The sequence below is a fragment of the Burkholderia torrens genome, from assembly GCF_984668525.1.
This window is the reverse complement of sequence record NZ_OZ480211.1, coordinates 3191187-3208126: the sequence shown is the minus strand read 5'-3', so window position 1 is coordinate 3208126 and position 16940 is coordinate 3191187. Positions and strand designations below refer to the sequence as shown.

The window sequence follows — 16940 nt, the reverse complement described above, 5'->3', positions numbered from 1 at the left end:
ATCGTGTTGAAGTGGTGAGTTACCAGCGATAGCCCGCGCCGGCGCCCACTGCGACCGTGCCGCGGGTATTGGTCGACCCGGACGCCTTGACCACCCAGCGCCCGTTGCGCGTGGCGGTGGATAGCCCGAACGCAACCGCCGACTGGCCGCTGTACGTGCCGCCAGCGATCGACACCATGCTCTCGCCTGCCAGCGACGCCTGTGGCAGGTTCGCGATCGCGACGGCCGAAGCGATGCCGCCGCTCGCATCGCGGCGATAGTGGTCGACGTCGTTACGCACGCTGCCGATCTGGTCGTGCAATTGCTGTACGTTCACGGCATCGGTCGGCGCGGTGCCGGCCTTGACGTTCGTGATTTGCCGCTCCTGGCCGGGCGCGCCGACGGAGACGGTGTCGTCGCGATCGGCGACAGAGTTGTTGCCGAGCGCAACCGAATTGTTGCCCGACGCCGTCGCGTTGTTGCCGATCGTGACGCTGTTGTTGCCCGACGCGGTCGAGCCGTTGCCGAGCGCCATCGAATTCGAGCCGGTCGCGCCGGAACCATCGCCGAGTTGCGCGAGCTGATTGCCATGGTCGCCCGTCGGCGGCTTGACGCTCGGCCCGTTCTTCTCGATGTTCGACAGACGCGTGTCGAGCGTATCGAAACGATTGTCGAACTGCTGCTGCATCGTAAAGAGTTGCCCGCCGTTCACGGCTTGCATGCCGCCCGCGACGATCGCACCGGGCCGCACGTTGTCCAGCAGCGTGCCGCCCACGCCGCCGAGCGTTGCGCGACCGAGCGACAGGTCGTCGTACACGAGAGCGCTGAGCGGCTTGCCTTCGGGGTCGACGAGGCCGGTCGCCTTCAACTGCGCGATCGTCACGGCGTCGGTATCGCCCACGCCGTTCGACAGGCCGGTCAGCGTGCGCGTGCCGGCCGTGCCGGCGATGCTGACCGACGTGCCGCCCTTGTCGGCGCCGATCGAGATCGCGAGATTCGCCGGATCCTGCCGGACGAGGCCGGTCGTGCCGTTGTCGAGCCGCGTGCCGAGATCGGTGACGTCGTTGCGGATCGACGTCACGTTGTTTTCGACGGTGGCGACACGCCCGTCGATCGTCGTGACGCGTCCGTCGAGTTGGGTCAGCGCACCGCCAACATTGTTGAACGATTGTCCGTTGACCGTGTAGGTCGGGCCGCGCACGGTTCCGTCCGCGTTGACGGCCGCATCGCCGCCGAGCGCGTCGACAACGGGCTTCAGCTGCGACACGTTGGTGGCGTCGGTGTCGCGCGTGCCGGCGCGAAGATTCACGAGCTGGCGTTCGCTGCCCGTATCGCCGATCGATACGGTATTCGCGCGGGCGGCGACGCTACCCTGGCCGAGTGCGACCGCGCCGTTGGCGGTGACCTTCGAATCCGCGCCGAGCGCAACGCCGCGGACCGCCTGGACGCTCGATGACGAGCCGAATGCGCTTGAGCGGTCGCCCACGATGGACGACGACGTGCCGAACGCGCTCGAGCGGTCGCCCTGGACACGTGCTAATTCCCCTACGGCAACGGTGGAGCGCCCGTTGGCCTCGGCTTTCGCGCCGATCGCTATCGCCGAGTAATCACCACCGGTCTCGCCATTCGCTTTTGCGCCCGGTCCGATTGCGATCGAGCCGGCGCCGGACGCGGTCGGCTGGTCCCCGGTGCCGGCGTTGACCACCAGATTGTCCAGAATCAGGTCCTCGGCGTGAGCGAGGCACGGCGCGAGCGCCACGATGGCGAAGGCGAGCGCCGACAGGCGGACGGATGGCGTGCGTTGCAGTTTGGGTGAAGCGTGCGGGCGGGCACGCGCGGCTCGGGAGAATGGGGCGGAGGTACGTGACATTGAATCGCAGTCCTTATCACCGTGGGGGTTGACGCAGCGGGATGACGCATACGTGGCTTGGTCGAAAGGCGCGGGGCGAGGGCATTGTTGCTCGTGAGCGGCATACCACAATCACGTAGCCCCGACATGAGCGAGCGACTATACGGACGGACGTAGGCGCCGTCGATCAGACCGGTACGAAATTTATCGAGCGAGGATGGGACGCGCTATGGTTGCGCGATGGTGGGGGCGGCGTGAACGCCGGGATGGGGGTGACGGATCGGAGCGCTCAGGCGGTGCGCGGCCACGGTCGGCGCGTGGACTGAGGGGGCGACGAGGAGGCGGTGCACACCAATTCGCGCACACCGCCACGGACGGATGTCGTCCGTTCAATCCCCCATCGCCACGCCTTCCCGCCGCGGATCCGCCCCGCCGAACCACACCGTCTGCCCCTGCACGTTCAGCCGCTGGATTCCTTGAAGCCCCGAGTTCATCTCGACGACCCGCACGTCGTGTCCGCGGCCCTTGAGCCCGTCGGCGAGCGCCTCCGACACGCGACCGCGTTCCAGCTGGGTCGGCCCGTTCATCGACCCGAAATTCGGCAGCGCGATCGCCTGCTGCATCGTCATGCCCCAGTCGAGCACGCCGACCAGCGTCTTCGCGACGTGATTGATGATCGCGGGGCCGCCGGCCGAGCCGACGATCATCGTCACCTGTTTCGTCTTCTTGTCGAACACGAGCTCCGGCGACATCGCCGAGCGCGGCCGCTTGCCTGGCTGCACGCGGTTCGCGACCGGCCGGCCGTTGTCGTTCGACACGAACGAGAAGTCGGTGAGCTGGTTGTTCAGCATGAAGCCGCGCACCATCAGCCGCGAGCCGAACGCATCCTCGACGCTCGTCGTCATCGACAGCGCCTGGCCGTAACGGTCGACGATCGCGATGTCGGACGTCGACGGCAGTTCGGGGCTGCGGTCATCGGCCATCGCGAGCGTCGCGCCCTGCGGCGCGCCGGCCTGCGCGACGCCCATGCTGCTGTCGCCGATCAACCGCGCGCGCTGCGCGAGATAGGTCCTGTCGGTGAGGCTCGCCCAGCTGCCGCCCGGCAGCGGCACGAAATCGGGATCGGCGACATAACGCGCGCGGTCCGCATACGCGAGGCGCCCGGCTTCGCTGAACAGGTGCGCGGCGAACGGCGTCGGCTCGTAGCCGACATCGTTGCGCACCGGCTTCTGCGCGCCGATCTGCTGCCAGTCGGGCATCGCCTCGAGGATGCCGAGCATCTGCGCGATCGCGAGGCCGCCCGACGACGGCGGCGGCATCCCGCACACGATCGAGCGCCGGTAGTCGGCGCACAGCGGCGTGCGCACCTTCGCCTTGTAGCGCGCGAGATCCTGCAGCGACAGCAGGCCCGGATTGGTCGGGTGCTTGCGGACCTTCGTGACGATGTCGCGTGCGATCGCGCCGCTGTAGAACGCATTCGCGCCGCGGTCGGCGACCTGGCGCAGCACGGTTGCGAGCGCGGGGTTCTTCAGCACGGTGCCGGCGGCCTTCGGCGTGCCGTCCGTGTTGTAGAAGTACGCGCGGGCGGCCGGGTCGTTGCTCAGGTACTTGTCGTTCGCGATCAGCATCGCGAGCCGCGGGCTGATCGTGAAGCCGCGCTCGGCAAGCCGGATGGCCGGCTGGAACAGCCGGCGCCACGGCAGCTTGCCGTGCGCGCGATGCGCGGCGTCGAGCATGCGCAGCACGCCCGGCGTGCCGACCGAGCGCCCGCCGACGACACCTTCGTAGAAGCCCATCGGCTGGCCGGTCGGTCCGTAGAACAGCCGGTCGGTCGCGGCGGCCGGCGCGGTCTCGCGGCCGTCGTATGCCTGCGTCGCCTTGCCGTCGAAGTACAGCATGAACGCGCCGCCGCCGATCCCCGACGACTGCGGCTCGACGAGCGCGAGCACCATCTGCGTCGCGATGGCCGCGTCGATCGCGGTGCCGCCGGCCTTCAGCATGTCGTAGCCGGCCTGCGTCGCGAGCGGGTTCGCGGCCGCGATCATGAAGTGCTGCGAGGTCCAGCCCGCCTTGTCGGTCCAGCCGGACGACAGTTCCGGCGCGTGCACGCCCGGCAGCGGGACGGCCGCGCCCGATGCGGCGGCGACCGGGACGACGGCGCCCGACGGCGTGGACGGGGACGTGCAGCCGGCGTTGAACGCGACGAGCGCGACGGCGGCAAGCAGCGTCCAGGGACGCGAAGGCGGGCGAATCCGGTCGAACATTGAACCCTCGGCAGCAGTGAATTCAAAGGAGGCGATGGCGCCGGCGCCACGCGGCTGCCGGCCCCGGCGCGCTATTGTCGCCGCGTGGCCGGCGGCTTGTCATCCGACAGAAAACCCTGACGAATCCCGCCTGGCCCGCCCCGGCCGGTCTTTCCGGCCTGTTCGAGGATGAACTCTATGAACGTCGACGTCGCGCGCGTGTGATGCCGGTTCGGCATGTAGAGCATGTACATGTGCGTGCCGAAGATGCTGAGCCGGTACGCGTCGAGCGACGTGACGACGGTGCCGCGCCGCATGTCGTCCTGCATCACGTAGTCGGGCACGATGCCGACGCCGATCCCCGCGAGGATCGCCTGGCGCAGGAACAGGAAGTTCTCCGAAATCAACGTGGGTTCGAGCAGCACCTCGTGGCGCTCGTCGCCGAGATACGCGGCGATCCGCAACTGCCGGCCCATCACCGTCGCGGTGACGACCGGCGCGGCGGCCAGCGCGCCGAGGCTCGACGGCATCCCGTGCGCGGCGGCGAACGCAGGCGACGCGCACGCGACATAGCGCACCGCGCCCATGTCGCGCGCGACGAGGTTCTGCGGCGGCTCGGACATCACGCGGATCGCGATGTCGACTTCGTCGCGCATCAGGTCTTCCACGCGATTCTCGAACACGACGTCGAGCACGATGCCCGGGTGCAGCCGCTTGAACGCGAGCAGCCATTCCGACATCACCATCTGCCCGTAGCCGCTCGGCACCGACAGCCGCACGCGGCCCTGCAGGTCCTGGCCGAGCGTCGTCACCGATTCCTGCGCGGCGAGCAGCTCGTTGCGGATGCGCCGGCCGTGCTCGTACAGCTTCAGCCCGATCTCGGTCGGCTCGATGCGCCGCGTCGTGCGCCGCACGAGCTGCTGGCCGATCGAGCGCTCGAGCTGGTTCAGCCGGTAGCTGACGTTCGCGCGGCTCATCTTGAGCCGCTGCGCGGCCTTGCTGAGATTGCCGGCGTCGAGGATCTCGACGAGCAGCGTCAGCGCGTTCAGGTCCATGCCGGTGTCTCCTGATCCGTCCCGTTTAACGGTCGGAAAGCATTCAGTGTCAAGTCAGACTTGACAGCTTGTAAAAGCGGGAGGGAATTGTCAATGAATCTCGATCAATCGAGAATCGAGTCATGCTTGGCAACCACGCCGGACCGTTTCCCGCGCCGCCCGAACCGGCTCGCGCACCGGCGCTGCTGGCCGGCCCCGGCCGGTTCCCGCCGCCCGGCGCACCGCACTACTGGAGACACGATGAATTCCACTGCTTCCCCCGCCAGCCCGACGGCCGGCACGGTCACGCGCGAGCGCCGCGACAAGGTGCTCGTCGTCACGATCGACCATCCGCCCGTCAATGCGCTGTCCGCCGACGTGCGGCGCGGCCTGGCCGACGCGCTCGACGCCGCGCAGGCCGACGACGCGATCCGCGCGGTGCTGATCGTCGGTGCCGGCCGCAACTTCATCGCGGGCGCCGACATTCGCGAATTCGGCAAGCCGCCGGTGCCGCCGTCGCTGCCTGACGTGTGCGAGCGGATCGAATCGGGCACGAAGCCGGTCGTGGTCGCGCTGCACGGCGCGACGCTCGGCGGCGGCCTCGAAGTCGCGCTGGCCGCGCATTACCGGCTCGCGGTGCCCGGCGCCAAGCTCGGGCTGCCCGAAGTCACGCTCGGCCTGCTGCCCGGTGCGGGCGGCACGCAGCGCGCGCCGCGCCTGATCGGCGCGAAGGCCGCGCTCGACCTGATGCTGACGGGCCGCCATGCGAGCGCCGAGGAGGCGCTCGCGCTCGGCCTGGTCGACCGCGTCGCGCACAGCGACGACACGCTCGCCGAAGGGCTCGCCTACGCGCAGGAACTCGTGTCGCTCGGCGCACCGGTGCGCCGCACGCGCGACGCGCAGGGCCTCGTCGATCGTGCGGCCGCTCAGGCTGCGATCGACGCGGCGCGCGCGGAGCTGCCGAAGAAGTCGCGTGGCCTCTTCTCGCCGGCGAAGATCGTCGACGCGGTCGAGGCCGCGCTCACGCAGTCGTTCGACGCGGGGATGAAGTTCGAGCGCAGCCTGTTCCTGCAATGCATCGACAGCCCGCAGCGCGCGGGCCTCGTGCACGCGTTCTTCGCGGAGCGCGAAGCGGCGAAGGCGCCCGAGGCGCGGCGCGCGAGCGCGCGGCCGGTCGAGCGGATCGGCGTGGTCGGCGGCGGCACGATGGGCGCGGGCATCGCGGTCGCGGCGCTCGACGCCGGGCTGCCGGTGACGATGATCGAACGCGACGAAGCGTCGCTCGCGCGCGGCCGTGCGCACGTCGAGAAGGTGTACGACGGCCTCGTCGCGAAAGGGCGGATGACGCCGGCCGCGCATGCGGCGCGGCTCGCGCGCTTCAAGGGCAGCACGTCGTACGACGCGCTCGCGCAGGCCGACGTCGTGATCGAGGCCGTGTTCGAGGACATGGCCGTGAAGCAGGCCGTGTTCGCCGAGCTCGCACGCGTGTGCAAGCCGGGCGCGGTGCTCGCGACCAACACGTCGTATCTCGACATCGACGCGCTTGCTGCGAGCATCGACCGGCCGGCCGACGTGATCGGCCTGCATTTCTTCTCGCCGGCCAACGTGATGAAGCTGCTCGAGATCGTGGTGCCGGCGCGCGTGAGCGCGGACGTCGTCGCGACCGCGTTCGCGCTGGCGAAGCAACTGAAGAAGACGCCGGTGCGGGCAGGCGTATGCGACGGCTTCATCGGCAACCGGATCCTCGCCGTCTATCGGACGGCGGCCGACTACCTGATGGAAGACGGCGCGTCGCCGTACCAGATCGATCGCGCGGTGCGCGAATTCGGCTTCCCGATGGGCCCGTTCCAGGTCGTCGACCTCGCGGGCGGCGACATCGGCTGGGCGACCCGCAAGCGCCGCGCGGCGACGCGCGACCCGCGCGCACGCTACGTCGAGATTTCCGACCGGCTGTGCGAGCGCGGCTGGTTCGGGCAGAAGACGTCGCGCGGCTACTACCTGTACCCGGACGGTGCGCGCGTCGGCACGCCGGACCCGGAAGTCGAAGCAATCGTCGCGGAGGAACGCGCGAAGAAGGGCGTCACGCCGCGTACGTTCACCGACGACGAGATCCTGCGCCGCTACCTCGCCGCGATGATCAACGAAGGCGCGAACGTCGTGCACGAGAAGATCGCGCTGCGTCCGCTCGATGTCGATGCGGTGTTCCTGTACGGCTACGGCTTCCCGCGCTATCGCGGCGGCCCGATGCACTACGCGGACACGGTCGGCCTCGCGAGCGTGCTCGCCGACATCCGCGCGTTCGCGAAGGAAGACCCGCTGTTCTGGAAGCCGTCGCCGCTGCTCGTCGATCTCGTCGCGCGCGGCGCGGATTTCGCGAGCCTGAACCGCGTCGACTGAACGCCAACCGCATTCGCAACGGAACGAAGATGGACCTCAATTTCACTCCCGAAGAGGAAGCCTTCCGCACGGAAGTGCAGCGCTTCCTGCAAGCCGAACTGCCCGCGCGCATCGCGCGCAAGGTGAAGGGCGGCCTGCATATCACGCGCGACGACATGCGCGAATGGCACGCGATCCTCAACGCGCGCGGCTGGCTCGCGAGCCACTGGCCGGCCGAATACGGCGGCCCCGGCTGGAGCGTCGCGCAGAAGTTCCTGTTCGACAACGAATGCGCGCTCGCGGGTGCGCCGCGCATCGTGCCGTTCGGCGTGAACATGCTCGGCCCCGTGCTGATCAAGTACGGCAACGAAGCGCAGAAGCGTCACTGGCTGCCGCGCATCCTCGACGGCACCGACTGGTGGTGCCAGGGCTATTCGGAGCCGGGCGCCGGCTCCGATCTCGCGGCGGTGAAGACGAGCGCGGTACGCCATGGCGATCACTACGTCGTGAACGGTCAGAAGACGTGGACCACGCTCGGCCACTACGCGAACATGATCTTCTGCCTCGTGCGCACCGCGACCGACGTGCGCAAGCAGGAAGGCATCAGCTTCCTGCTGATCGACATGAATACGCCCGGTGTCGAGGTCCGCCCGATCATCACGCTCGACGGCGAGCACGAGGTGAACGAGGTGTTCTTCACCGACGTGCGGGTGCCGGTGGAGAACCTCGTCGGCGAGGAGAACCGCGGCTGGACCTACGCGAAGTACCTGCTCACGTACGAGCGCACCAACATCGCGGGGATCGGCTTCTCGACGGCCGCGCTCGACCGGCTGCGCGCGGTCGCGGCGAAAGTCACGAAGAACGGCAGGCCGCTCGCGGACGATCCGTTCTTCGCGGCGCGCATCGCGCGGGTCGAGATCGAACTCGAGAACATGCGCACGACCAACCTGCGCGTGCTGGCCGCGGTGGCGGGCGGCGGCGCCCCGGGCGCGGAAAGCTCGATGCTCAAGATCCGCGGCACGCAGATCCGCCAGGAGATCACGGCGCTGATGCGGCGCGCGATGGGGCCGTACGCGCAGCCGTTCGTCGAGGAAGCACTCGATGCCGATTACGACGGCGAGCCGGTCGGCCCGGACGACGCCGCGAGCGCCGCGCAGCAGTACTTCAACAACCGGAAGCTGTCGATCTTCGGCGGCTCGAACGAGATCCAGAAGAACATCATCGCGAAGATGATGCTCGGGCTGTAACGAGGGACGCGACGATGGATTTCCAGCACACAGAAGACCGCCGGATGCTGGCGGACACGTTGAACCGCTTCATCGCCGAACAGTACGCGTTCCCGGTGCGCGATCGCATCGCGCAGTCGGCCGAAGGCTTCGATCGCGCGATGTGGCGGCGCTTTGCCGAACTCGGCACGGTCGGCGCGCTGTTTGCCGAAGCCGACGGCGGCTTCGGCGGCGCGGGCTTCGACATCGCCGTGGTGTTCGAATGCCTCGGGCGCGGGCTCGTCGTCGAGCCGTTCCTCGGCGCGCTGCTCGCGGGCCGCGCGCTGGCGCTCGCCGGCGGCGATGCGCACCGCGACAGGCTCGCCGCGCTGATCGACGGCAGCGCGAGCGCCGCGTTCGCGCACGACGAACCGGGCTCGCACTACGAACTGACGACCGTGCGCACGCGCGCCGAACGCACGGGCGACGGCTGGGTGCTGGCGGGCGCGAAGGGCGTCGTCGACCAGGCGGCGCAGGCGGCGTTCTTCGTCGTCAGCGCGCGCGTGTCGGGGCAGGACGACGACGGGGCCGGCATCGGCCTGTTCGTCGTGCCGGCCGATGCGCCGGGCGTGTCGTTGCGCGACTACCGGAAGATCGACGGCGGCCGCGCGGCCGAGGTGCGCTTCGAGCGCGTCGCGCTGCCGGCCGATGCGGCGCTCGGTGCGCCGGATGTACACGACGGCGAAGCGGGCGCCGAACTGCTCGAACGCGTGCTCGGCTATGGGCTGCTCGCGCTGTCGGCGGAAGCGCTCGGCGCGATGGATGTCGCCAAGGAGTACACGCTCGAGTACCTGCGCACGCGCAAGCAGTTCGGGCTGCCGATCGGCAGCTTCCAGGCGCTGCAGCACCGGATGGCCGACCTGCTGCTCGAAGTCGAGCAGGCGCGCTCGGCGGTGATCAACGCGGCCGCGCAGCTCGACGCGCCGCGCGCGGTGCGTGAACGCGCGCTCGCGGCCGCGAAATACAGCATCGGCCGGATCGGCACGCTCGTCGCCGAGGAGAGCATCCAGCTGCACGGCGGGATCGGGATGACGTGGGAGCTGCCGCTGTCGCACTACGCGAAGCGCCTCGTGATGATCGACCACCAGCTCGGTGATGAAGATCACCATCTCGCGCGCTACATCGCGCTGTCGAGACAGTAAAGGCGCAAAGCGCGAATGGAGGAGACAAGGATGACGAACGAACCGCGCGCGTTGCCGCTGGCCGGCGTGAAAGTGCTCGATTTCTCGCGCGTGCTGGCAGGCCCGTGGTGCGCGATGGTGCTCGCCGATTTCGGCGCGGAAGTGATCAAGGTCGAGCATCCGGCGCGCGGCGACGATACGCGCGACTGGGGGCTGCGGATCGGCGATACCGAAACCACCTATTTCAACAGCGTGAACCGCAGCAAGCGCTCGATGTGTCTCGACCTGCAGACGGAAGCGGGCCAGCGCATCGCACGCGAGCTGGCCGCGCAGGCCGACGTGGTGCTTCACAACTTCAAGTTCGGCGGCGCGGAGAAGCTCGGCCTCGGCTACGACGCGCTGGCCGAACTGAATCCGCGCCTCGTGCACTGCGCGATCTCCGGCTACGACCGTTCGGGCGCCGAAGCCGCGCGGCCCGGCTACGACCTCGTCGTGCAAGGCGAGGCCGGGCTGATGGCGCTGAACGGCGAGGCCGGCCAGCCGCCGCTGAAGTTCGGCGTCGCGGCAGTCGACCTGTTCACCGGCATGTACTCGGCGCAGGCGATCCTCGCCGCGCTGTACGAACGCCACGCCACCGGGCGCGGGCGCCGCATCGAGATGGCGCTGTTCGACTGCGGGCTGATGATCACCGCGTACTACGGGCTCGACGCGCTGCTGATGGGCGAGGACCCGCCGCGCTACGGCAACGCGCATCCGTCGATCGTGCCGTACGGCGTGTTCGACGCGGCCGACGGCCCGCTCGTGATCACGGTCGGCAACAACACGCAGTTCGCACGCTTTTGCGATGCGATCGAGCGGCCCGATCTCGCCGCGGACGAACGCTACAAGACCAACCTCGGCCGCTCGGAAAACCGTGCGGACCTGCTGCCCGAGATTCGCCGCGAACTCGCACGCCGGTCGCGCGCGACGCTGCTCGCCGCGCTCGCCGATGCGGGCATCCCGTGCGGCGAAGTGCTCGGGCTGCATGAAGCGCTGACGTCCGAACGTGCAACGCGCGCCGGGCTCGTCACGCGGCAGCCGCATCCGGTCGCGGGTGGCGTCGACGTGCTTGCTCCGCCGTACCGCTTCGACGGCGCGCGGCTGCCGGTGCGCGGTGCGCCGCCGGTGCTCGGCGCCGATACGGAGGCGGTGCTCGGCGGCTGGCTCGGGATGTCGGCCGGCGAGGTCGCACGGCTGCGGGCGGATCGCGTCGTGTAGATCGCTTGTTCCGCCGCGGCGCGGGCGGGGCAGTGGAGGCGCGCCGACCATTCCACAAAACACTGCTCGCAATGACGAGCTGGACATGGAGACAACATGGAGCTTTCCGTCATCGAATCGGTCACGGCGCGCCGCGACTACCAGCAGCTCGTGCGCGCACGGCGCCGCTTCAGCTTCACGCTCACGGCACTGATGATCGCCACGTACTACGGCTTCATCCTGCTCGTCGCGCTCGCGCCGCACGTGCTCGCGGCGCCGCTGTACCGCGGCGCGACGACGACGGTCGGAATCGCCGCGGGCGTCGCGATCATCCTGGTCGCGATCGGCCTGACCGCGTGCTACGTGCTGCGCGCGAACCGTGCGTTCGACCGCCGCGTCGACGCGATCCTGCAACGTCCGTGACGGAGGCCGACATGCGATTCATTTCGAGCGCGCTCGTCGCGCCGGCCGTTCTCGTTTCCTCCTCCGCCCATGCGACCGGCGTCGCGGGCCCGATGCCCGACAAGGTCGAGCTGAACCCGGTCGCGATCGGGATGTTCTTCGCGTTCGTGTTCGCGACGCTCGCGCTCACGCGCTGGGCCGCGCGGCGCACGCGCTCGACGCGCGACTTCTACACGGCCGGCGGCGGCATTACCGGGCTGCAGAACGGGCTCGCGATCGCGGGCGACTACATGTCGGCCGCGTCGTTCCTCGGGCTGTCCGGCATGGTGTTCATGTTCGGCTTCGACGGGCTGATCTATTCGATCGGCTTCCTGGTCGGCTGGCCGTTCGTGATGTTCCTGATCGCCGAGCCGCTGCGCAACCTCGGCAAGTTCACGTTCGTCGACGTCGTCGCGTACCGCTTCGCGCAGCGGCCGATCCGGCTGCTGACGTCCGCCAACGCGCTGACGATCGTCGTGCTGTACCTCGTCGTGCAGATGGTCGGCGCGGGCAAGCTGATCCAGCTGCTGTTCGGGCTGTCGTACGGCACTGCCGAGCTGATCGTCGGCGTGCTGATGGTCGTCTACGTGTTCTTCGGCGGGATGACCGCGACCACCTGGGTGCAGGTGATCAAGGCCGTGCTGCTGCTCTGCGGCGCGACGCTGCTCGCGTTGCTCGCGCTCGGCGAATTCGGCTTCAGCATCGACGAGATGTTCCGCCGCGCGGTGGCCGTGCATCCGGGCGCGCTGTCGATCATGGGGCCCGGCAAGCTGATCCGCGATCCGGCCAACGCGCTGTCGCTCGGCATCGCGCTGATGTTCGGCACGGCCGGCTTCCCGCACATCCTGATGCGCTTCTTCACGGTGCCGAACGCGAGGGAGGCGCGCAAGTCGGTGCTCTACGCGACCGGCTTCATCGGCTACTTCTACCTGCTGACCTTCGTGATCGGCTTCTCGGCGATCGTGCTGCTCGCGCAGCATCCGGAATTCTTCCGGCTCGGCGCGAACGGCACGTTCAACCTGACGCACGACCTGCTCGGCGGCTCGAACATGGTCGCCGTGAAGCTCGCGCAGGCGGTCGGCGGGAACTGGTTCTACGGGTTCATCGCGGCCGTCACGTTCGCGACGATCCTCGCGGTAGTCGCGGGCCTGACGCTGGCCGGCGCGACGACGATCTCGCACGACCTGTATGCGCAGATGTGGGCGCGCGGCAAGCCCGACGAACGGCTGGAGATGCGCATCTCGCGCACGGCGACGATCGTGCTGTCGACCGTCGCGATCGGGCTGTCGATCCTGTTCGAGCACGTGAACGTCGCGTTCATGGTCGGGCTCGTCGCGGCGGTGGCCGCGAGCGCGAATTTCCCGGTGCTCGCGATGTCGATCTTCTGGCGCGGGATGACGACCCGCGGCGCGGTGCTCGGCGGCGGCCTCGGCCTCGTGTCGGCGGTCGCGCTCACGGTGCTGTCGAAGTCGGTATGGGTCGACGTGCTGCACCACGCGCACGCACCGGTGTTCCTCGACAACCCGGCGCTCGTGTCGGTGCCGCTCGCGTTCATCGGGATCGTCGTCGGCTCGCTCGCGGATCGCGGCGAGCGTGCGCGGCGCGAGCGCGCCGCGTTCGAGCAGCAGGAGTTCTACGCGCAGACCGGCGTGCTCGCGAGCCGGGCCGTCCAGCACTGATTCGTCTGATGAAACAATGCATCCGTCCGGATCGCCGGACGGATATTTTCTGGAAATCCGGAATCCCGGATTTTCTTGCCTGCCGCATTATGGGAAATACAATGAAAACAACGGTTTGAGGGGTTCCGGAAACCTGGCATCGACCTTGCGATATAAAACGCACGGCCATCCCCCCGGCCGAACTACTACAGCAAGCAAGGAGACAACCGATGACCAATGCCTTCCTCCCCCTCCGGATGTCCTGAGGCATCGCTTGTTGCGGCACGGCAGCCGCGCGGGCGAGTGTCCTCCCCTGGCATTCGCCTGCGCGCGTGACGCCGTTTCCACGGCTCATCTACTTCAGCAGGAACCATCGTGAAGAAGAAACCCTTCTACAAAGTGCTCTATGTGCAGGTGATTTTCGCCATCATCGTCGGCGTGATCCTCGGCCACTTCTACCCGTCGATCGCCACCGACATGAAGCCGCTCGGCGACGGCTTCATCAAGCTGATCAAGATGGTGATCGGTCCGATCATCTTCTGTACGGTCGTCACCGGCATCGCCGGCATGGAGGACATGAAGAAGGTCGGCCGCGTCGGCGGCAAGGCGCTGCTGTACTTCGAGATCGTGTCGACCTTCGCGCTGCTGCTGGGCCTCGCGGCCACGCACCTGCTGCGTCCGGGCGTCGGCTTCAACATCGATCCGGCGACGCTCGACGGCAAGGCCGTCGCGTCGTACGCGGCGAAGGCGCACGGGCAGTCGACGGTCGACTTCCTGATGCACATCATCCCGAACACGATGGTCGATGCGTTCGCGCAGGGTGAAATCCTGCAGATCCTGCTGATCGCGCTGCTGTTCGGCAGCGTGCTCGCGCACCTCGGCGAGCGCGGCAAGGTCGTGACCGACTTCATCGACGGCCTGACGCGCGTGCTGTTCGGCATCGTGCACATCGTCACGAAGCTGGCCCCGATCGGCGCGTTCGGCGCGATGGCGTTCACGATCGGCAAGTACGGCGTCGGCTCGCTGGTGCCGCTGCTCAAGCTGATCGGCACGTTCTACCTGACGTCGGTCGTGTTCGTGCTCGTCGTGCTCGGCGCGATCGCGCGCTTCACGGGCTTCTCGATCATCCGCTTCGTGTCCTACATCAAGGAAGAGCTGCTGATCGTGCTCGGCACGAGCTCGTCGGAAGCCGCGCTGCCGCAGCTGATGGAAAAGCTCGAGAAGGCAGGCTGCTCGCGTTCGGTCGTCGGCCTCGTCGTGCCGACCGGCTATTCGTTCAACCTCGACGGCACCAACATCTACATGACGATGGCCGTGCTGTTCATCGCGCAGGCGACCAACATCGAGCTGACGTGGATGCAGCAGCTCACGCTGCTGGCCGTCGCGATGCTGACGTCGAAGGGCGCGAGCGGCGTGACGGGCGCGGGCTTCATTACGCTCGCCGCGACGCTGGCCGTCGTGCCGACGATCCCGCTGTCGGGCATGGTGCTGATCCTCGGCATCGACCGCTTCATGAGCGAATGCCGCGCGCTGACCAACATCGTTGGCAACGGCGTCGCGACGGTCGTCGTGTCCGCGTGGGAGAAGGAACTCGATCGCAACAAGCTGAGCCAGGCGCTGAAGGGCGGCGGCGAAGTCGCGCCGACCGAGACGGCCGGCGTCTGACGTCATGAAGGAGCAGGCGGCCGCACCGTCCGCCGGCGGCGCGGCACGCGGCGATCGGCGCGTGGGTGCGGAGGCCTATGACACAATAGGCGATCCGCATCGCCAGGAAGCCTCGACCGTGACGCGCCGCCTGCTCATCCTCGTCGTGCTTGCCGCCGCGCTCGTCGCGGCGTGTGCGCTGACGTGGACCATCACCTGGCAGCGCGGCGTCGCCGAGCTGCAGCGCAATGCCGCGGTGCGCGTCGACCGCACGACCAACGCGCTCAAGAGCACGCTCGACCGCTACGAGTCGCTCCCTTACCTGCTCGGCAGCCATCCGTACGTGCAGGACCTGCTCGCCGAGCCGAAGCGCGGCGACTACACCGCGCGCGTCAACCGCTATCTCGAAGATCTCAACGAACACGCGCACGCGACCGTCACCTACGTGATCGGCGCGGACGGCCTATGCGTCGCCGCCAGCAACTGGCGCGCGCCCGACAGCTTCGTCGGGACCGAATACCGCTTCCGGCCGTATTTCGTCGATGCGATGAACGGCCAGGTCGGCCGCTTCTTCGGCATCGGCACGATCTCGCGCGACCCCGGCTACTACATCTCGCAGCCCGTATGGCGCGACGGCAGGATCGCGGGCGTCGTCGTCGTGAAGCTCAACCTCGAATGGTTCCAGGGCGCCGATGCGTCCGAGCCGCTCGTCGTCGCGGACGATCACGGCGTCGTGTTCCTGTCGTCGGTGCCCGCGTGGAAATACCACACGCTGCGCCCGCTCACGGGCCCCGTCGCCGCATCGATCTACGAGACGCGCCAGTACGCGCAGCAACCGGTCACGCCGCTGCCGCTGCGCATCGAGCAGACGCTCGGCGCCGACGCGGAGATCGTGCGGCTCGGCCCCGGCCGGCGCGCGCCGCGTTTTCTCGTCAGCAAGCGCCGGATCGGCGAGCCCGACTGGCTGCTCGTCACGCTCGCGCCGATCGCGCCGATCGACACCGACGCGCGCAACGCGACGATCGTCACGGGTTTCGGCTTCGTGTCGGTCGCGTTGCTCGCGTTCTACTGGCGGATGCGCCGGGCGCGCGTGCGCGAAATGATCCGCGGCCGCGCGCTGTTGCAGCAGGCGTACGCGGAGCTGAACCGGCGCGTCGAGGAGCGCACGGCCGACCTGTCGGAAGCGAACGAGCAATTGCAGAAGGAGGTCGGCGACCGGATCCGCGCGGAGCAGGAGCTGCGCGCCGCGCACGACGAACTAATCCAGGCGAGCAAGCTCGCCGCGCTCGGCCAGATGGCGGCCGGCATCACGCATGAACTGAACCAGCCGCTCGCGGCGCTGCGCAGCTTCTCGGACAACACGCGCGTGCTGCTCGACCGCGGCGAGCAGGCGGCCGCACGCGAGAACCTCGAGGCGATCGCGGCGCTCACCGAGCGGATGGGCAAGATCACGAACCAGCTGAAGCTGTTCGTCGGCCGAGCGAAGCCGCGCAACGAGCGGGCGCTCGTCGTGCGCGCGCTGCGCAGCGTGCTGTCGCTGCTGGGCGAGCGCCTGGGCGGCGTCGCGCTCACGCTGACGCTGCAGGATGCGACCGTGTCGCCCGCGCACGACGAGCCGCTCGACCTCACGCGCGACTATCCGGCACTCGTGGCGCGTTGCGAGGATTTGCGCCTCGAACAGGTGCTGATCAACCTGCTCGGCAACGCGCTGGACGCGGTGGCCGGCGTTGCGGCGCCGGCGATCGAGGTGACGATCGCGGTGTCGGCCGCGACGCTCGCGGTCGAAGTGCGCGACAACGGCTCCGGCATCGCGCCCGATTTGCTGCCGCGGCTGTTCGAGCCGTTCTTCACGACGAAGGAAATGGGGCGCGGGCTCGGGCTCGGCCTCGCGATCTCGTCGTCGATCGCGAGCGACGCGGGCGGCGCGCTGACCGCGCGCAATGCGCCGTCGGGCGGCGCGCTGTTCGTCTTGACGCTGCGGCGCGCACGCACGCATCATCCGGACTCCGTGTCCGAGCCGGCGGGCTCGCATTAGCGTGATCGGGCCCGGCCCGGTCGGCGCACGACCGGCATCAACGAGCGCCGCGCGCGAGA

11 protein-coding genes are annotated in these 16940 nt (G+C 68.9%); 8 read left to right on the top strand and 3 right to left on the bottom strand.

Annotated elements, in window-relative coordinates:
• Nucleotides 1-19 precede the first annotated feature (19 nt).
• The 3 genes from AC5LXX_RS14860 to AC5LXX_RS14850 all read right to left on the bottom strand — a co-directional run bounded on the left by AC5LXX_RS14860 (nucleotide 20) and on the right by AC5LXX_RS14850 (nucleotide 5126).
• The gene (locus AC5LXX_RS14860; RefSeq protein ID WP_493409923.1) at nucleotides 20-1849 is read right to left on the bottom strand and encodes a YadA family autotransporter adhesin; all 1830 of its coding nucleotides are present in this window, start codon (nucleotides 1847-1849) and stop codon (nucleotides 20-22) included.
• 368 nt (nucleotides 1850-2217) lie between these two features.
• On the bottom strand, nucleotides 2218-4092 hold the full coding sequence (ggt, locus tag AC5LXX_RS14855; RefSeq protein WP_493409922.1) for a gamma-glutamyltransferase: 1875 nt from the start codon (nucleotides 4090-4092) through the stop codon (nucleotides 2218-2220).
• Between the two features lie 71 nt (nucleotides 4093-4163).
• Nucleotides 4164-5126: a LysR family transcriptional regulator gene (locus AC5LXX_RS14850; protein ID WP_124452197.1), complete on the bottom strand. Its 963-nt coding sequence runs from the start codon at nucleotides 5124-5126 to the stop codon at nucleotides 4164-4166.
• Nucleotides 5127-5366: 240 nt separating this feature from the next.
• On the opposite strand from AC5LXX_RS14850, the gene AC5LXX_RS14845 reads away from it, so the two are divergent.
• From AC5LXX_RS14845 to AC5LXX_RS14810, 8 genes are all read left to right on the top strand, one after another.
• Nucleotides 5367-7502, top strand: a complete 2136-nt coding sequence (locus AC5LXX_RS14845) for a 3-hydroxyacyl-CoA dehydrogenase NAD-binding domain-containing protein (RefSeq protein WP_493409921.1) — start codon at nucleotides 5367-5369, stop codon at nucleotides 7500-7502.
• A 29-nt stretch (nucleotides 7503-7531) separates the two neighbouring features.
• Entirely contained in the window at nucleotides 7532-8728 is a 1197-nt protein-coding gene (locus tag AC5LXX_RS14840; protein ID WP_493409920.1) for an acyl-CoA dehydrogenase family protein, read from the top strand.
• 14 nt (nucleotides 8729-8742) lie between these two features.
• Nucleotides 8743-9888: an acyl-CoA dehydrogenase family protein gene (locus AC5LXX_RS14835; RefSeq protein WP_493409919.1), complete on the top strand. Its 1146-nt coding sequence runs from the start codon at nucleotides 8743-8745 to the stop codon at nucleotides 9886-9888.
• Between the two features lie 30 nt (nucleotides 9889-9918).
• Nucleotides 9919-11124: a CaiB/BaiF CoA transferase family protein gene (locus tag AC5LXX_RS14830; RefSeq protein WP_493409918.1), complete on the top strand. Its 1206-nt coding sequence runs from the start codon at nucleotides 9919-9921 to the stop codon at nucleotides 11122-11124.
• Between the two features lie 96 nt (nucleotides 11125-11220).
• Nucleotides 11221-11526 carry a DUF485 domain-containing protein gene (locus AC5LXX_RS14825; protein WP_069620222.1) on the top strand — a complete coding sequence of 102 codons (306 nt, stop codon included), beginning with the start codon at nucleotides 11221-11223 and terminating at the stop codon, nucleotides 11524-11526.
• An 11-nt stretch (nucleotides 11527-11537) separates the two neighbouring features.
• Nucleotides 11538-13223 carry a cation/acetate symporter ActP gene (gene actP / locus AC5LXX_RS14820; RefSeq protein WP_493409917.1) on the top strand — a complete coding sequence of 562 codons (1686 nt, stop codon included), beginning with the start codon at nucleotides 11538-11540 and terminating at the stop codon, nucleotides 13221-13223.
• Between the two features lie 354 nt (nucleotides 13224-13577).
• On the top strand, nucleotides 13578-14867 hold the full coding sequence (locus AC5LXX_RS14815) for a dicarboxylate/amino acid:cation symporter (protein WP_493409916.1): 1290 nt from the start codon (nucleotides 13578-13580) through the stop codon (nucleotides 14865-14867).
• A 4-nt stretch (nucleotides 14868-14871) separates the two neighbouring features.
• Nucleotides 14872-16881, top strand: a complete 2010-nt coding sequence (locus AC5LXX_RS14810; protein ID WP_493409915.1) for a sensor histidine kinase — start codon at nucleotides 14872-14874, stop codon at nucleotides 16879-16881.
• Nucleotides 16882-16940: the final 59 nt, after the last annotated feature.

What these genes read in the sequence shown, in the direction of transcription:
- AC5LXX_RS14860 (WP_493409923.1), bottom strand. Translation starts at nt 1,849, where the DNA reads ATGTCACGTACCTCCGCCCCATTCTCCCGAGCCGCGCGTGCCCGCCCG.
- ggt (WP_493409922.1), bottom strand. Translation starts at nt 4,092, where the DNA reads ATGTTCGACCGGATTCGCCCGCCTTCGCGTCCCTGGACGCTGCTTGCC.
- AC5LXX_RS14850 (WP_124452197.1), bottom strand. Translation starts at nt 5,126, where the DNA reads ATGGACCTGAACGCGCTGACGCTGCTCGTCGAGATCCTCGACGCCGGC.
- AC5LXX_RS14845 (WP_493409921.1), top strand. Translation starts at nt 5,367, where the DNA reads ATGAATTCCACTGCTTCCCCCGCCAGCCCGACGGCCGGCACGGTCACG.
- AC5LXX_RS14840 (WP_493409920.1), top strand. Translation starts at nt 7,532, where the DNA reads ATGGACCTCAATTTCACTCCCGAAGAGGAAGCCTTCCGCACGGAAGTG.
- AC5LXX_RS14835 (WP_493409919.1), top strand. Translation starts at nt 8,743, where the DNA reads ATGGATTTCCAGCACACAGAAGACCGCCGGATGCTGGCGGACACGTTG.
- AC5LXX_RS14830 (WP_493409918.1), top strand. Translation starts at nt 9,919, where the DNA reads ATGACGAACGAACCGCGCGCGTTGCCGCTGGCCGGCGTGAAAGTGCTC.
- AC5LXX_RS14825 (WP_069620222.1), top strand. Translation starts at nt 11,221, where the DNA reads ATGGAGCTTTCCGTCATCGAATCGGTCACGGCGCGCCGCGACTACCAG.
- actP (WP_493409917.1), top strand. Translation starts at nt 11,538, where the DNA reads ATGCGATTCATTTCGAGCGCGCTCGTCGCGCCGGCCGTTCTCGTTTCC.
- AC5LXX_RS14810 (WP_493409915.1), top strand. Translation starts at nt 14,872, where the DNA reads ATGAAGGAGCAGGCGGCCGCACCGTCCGCCGGCGGCGCGGCACGCGGC.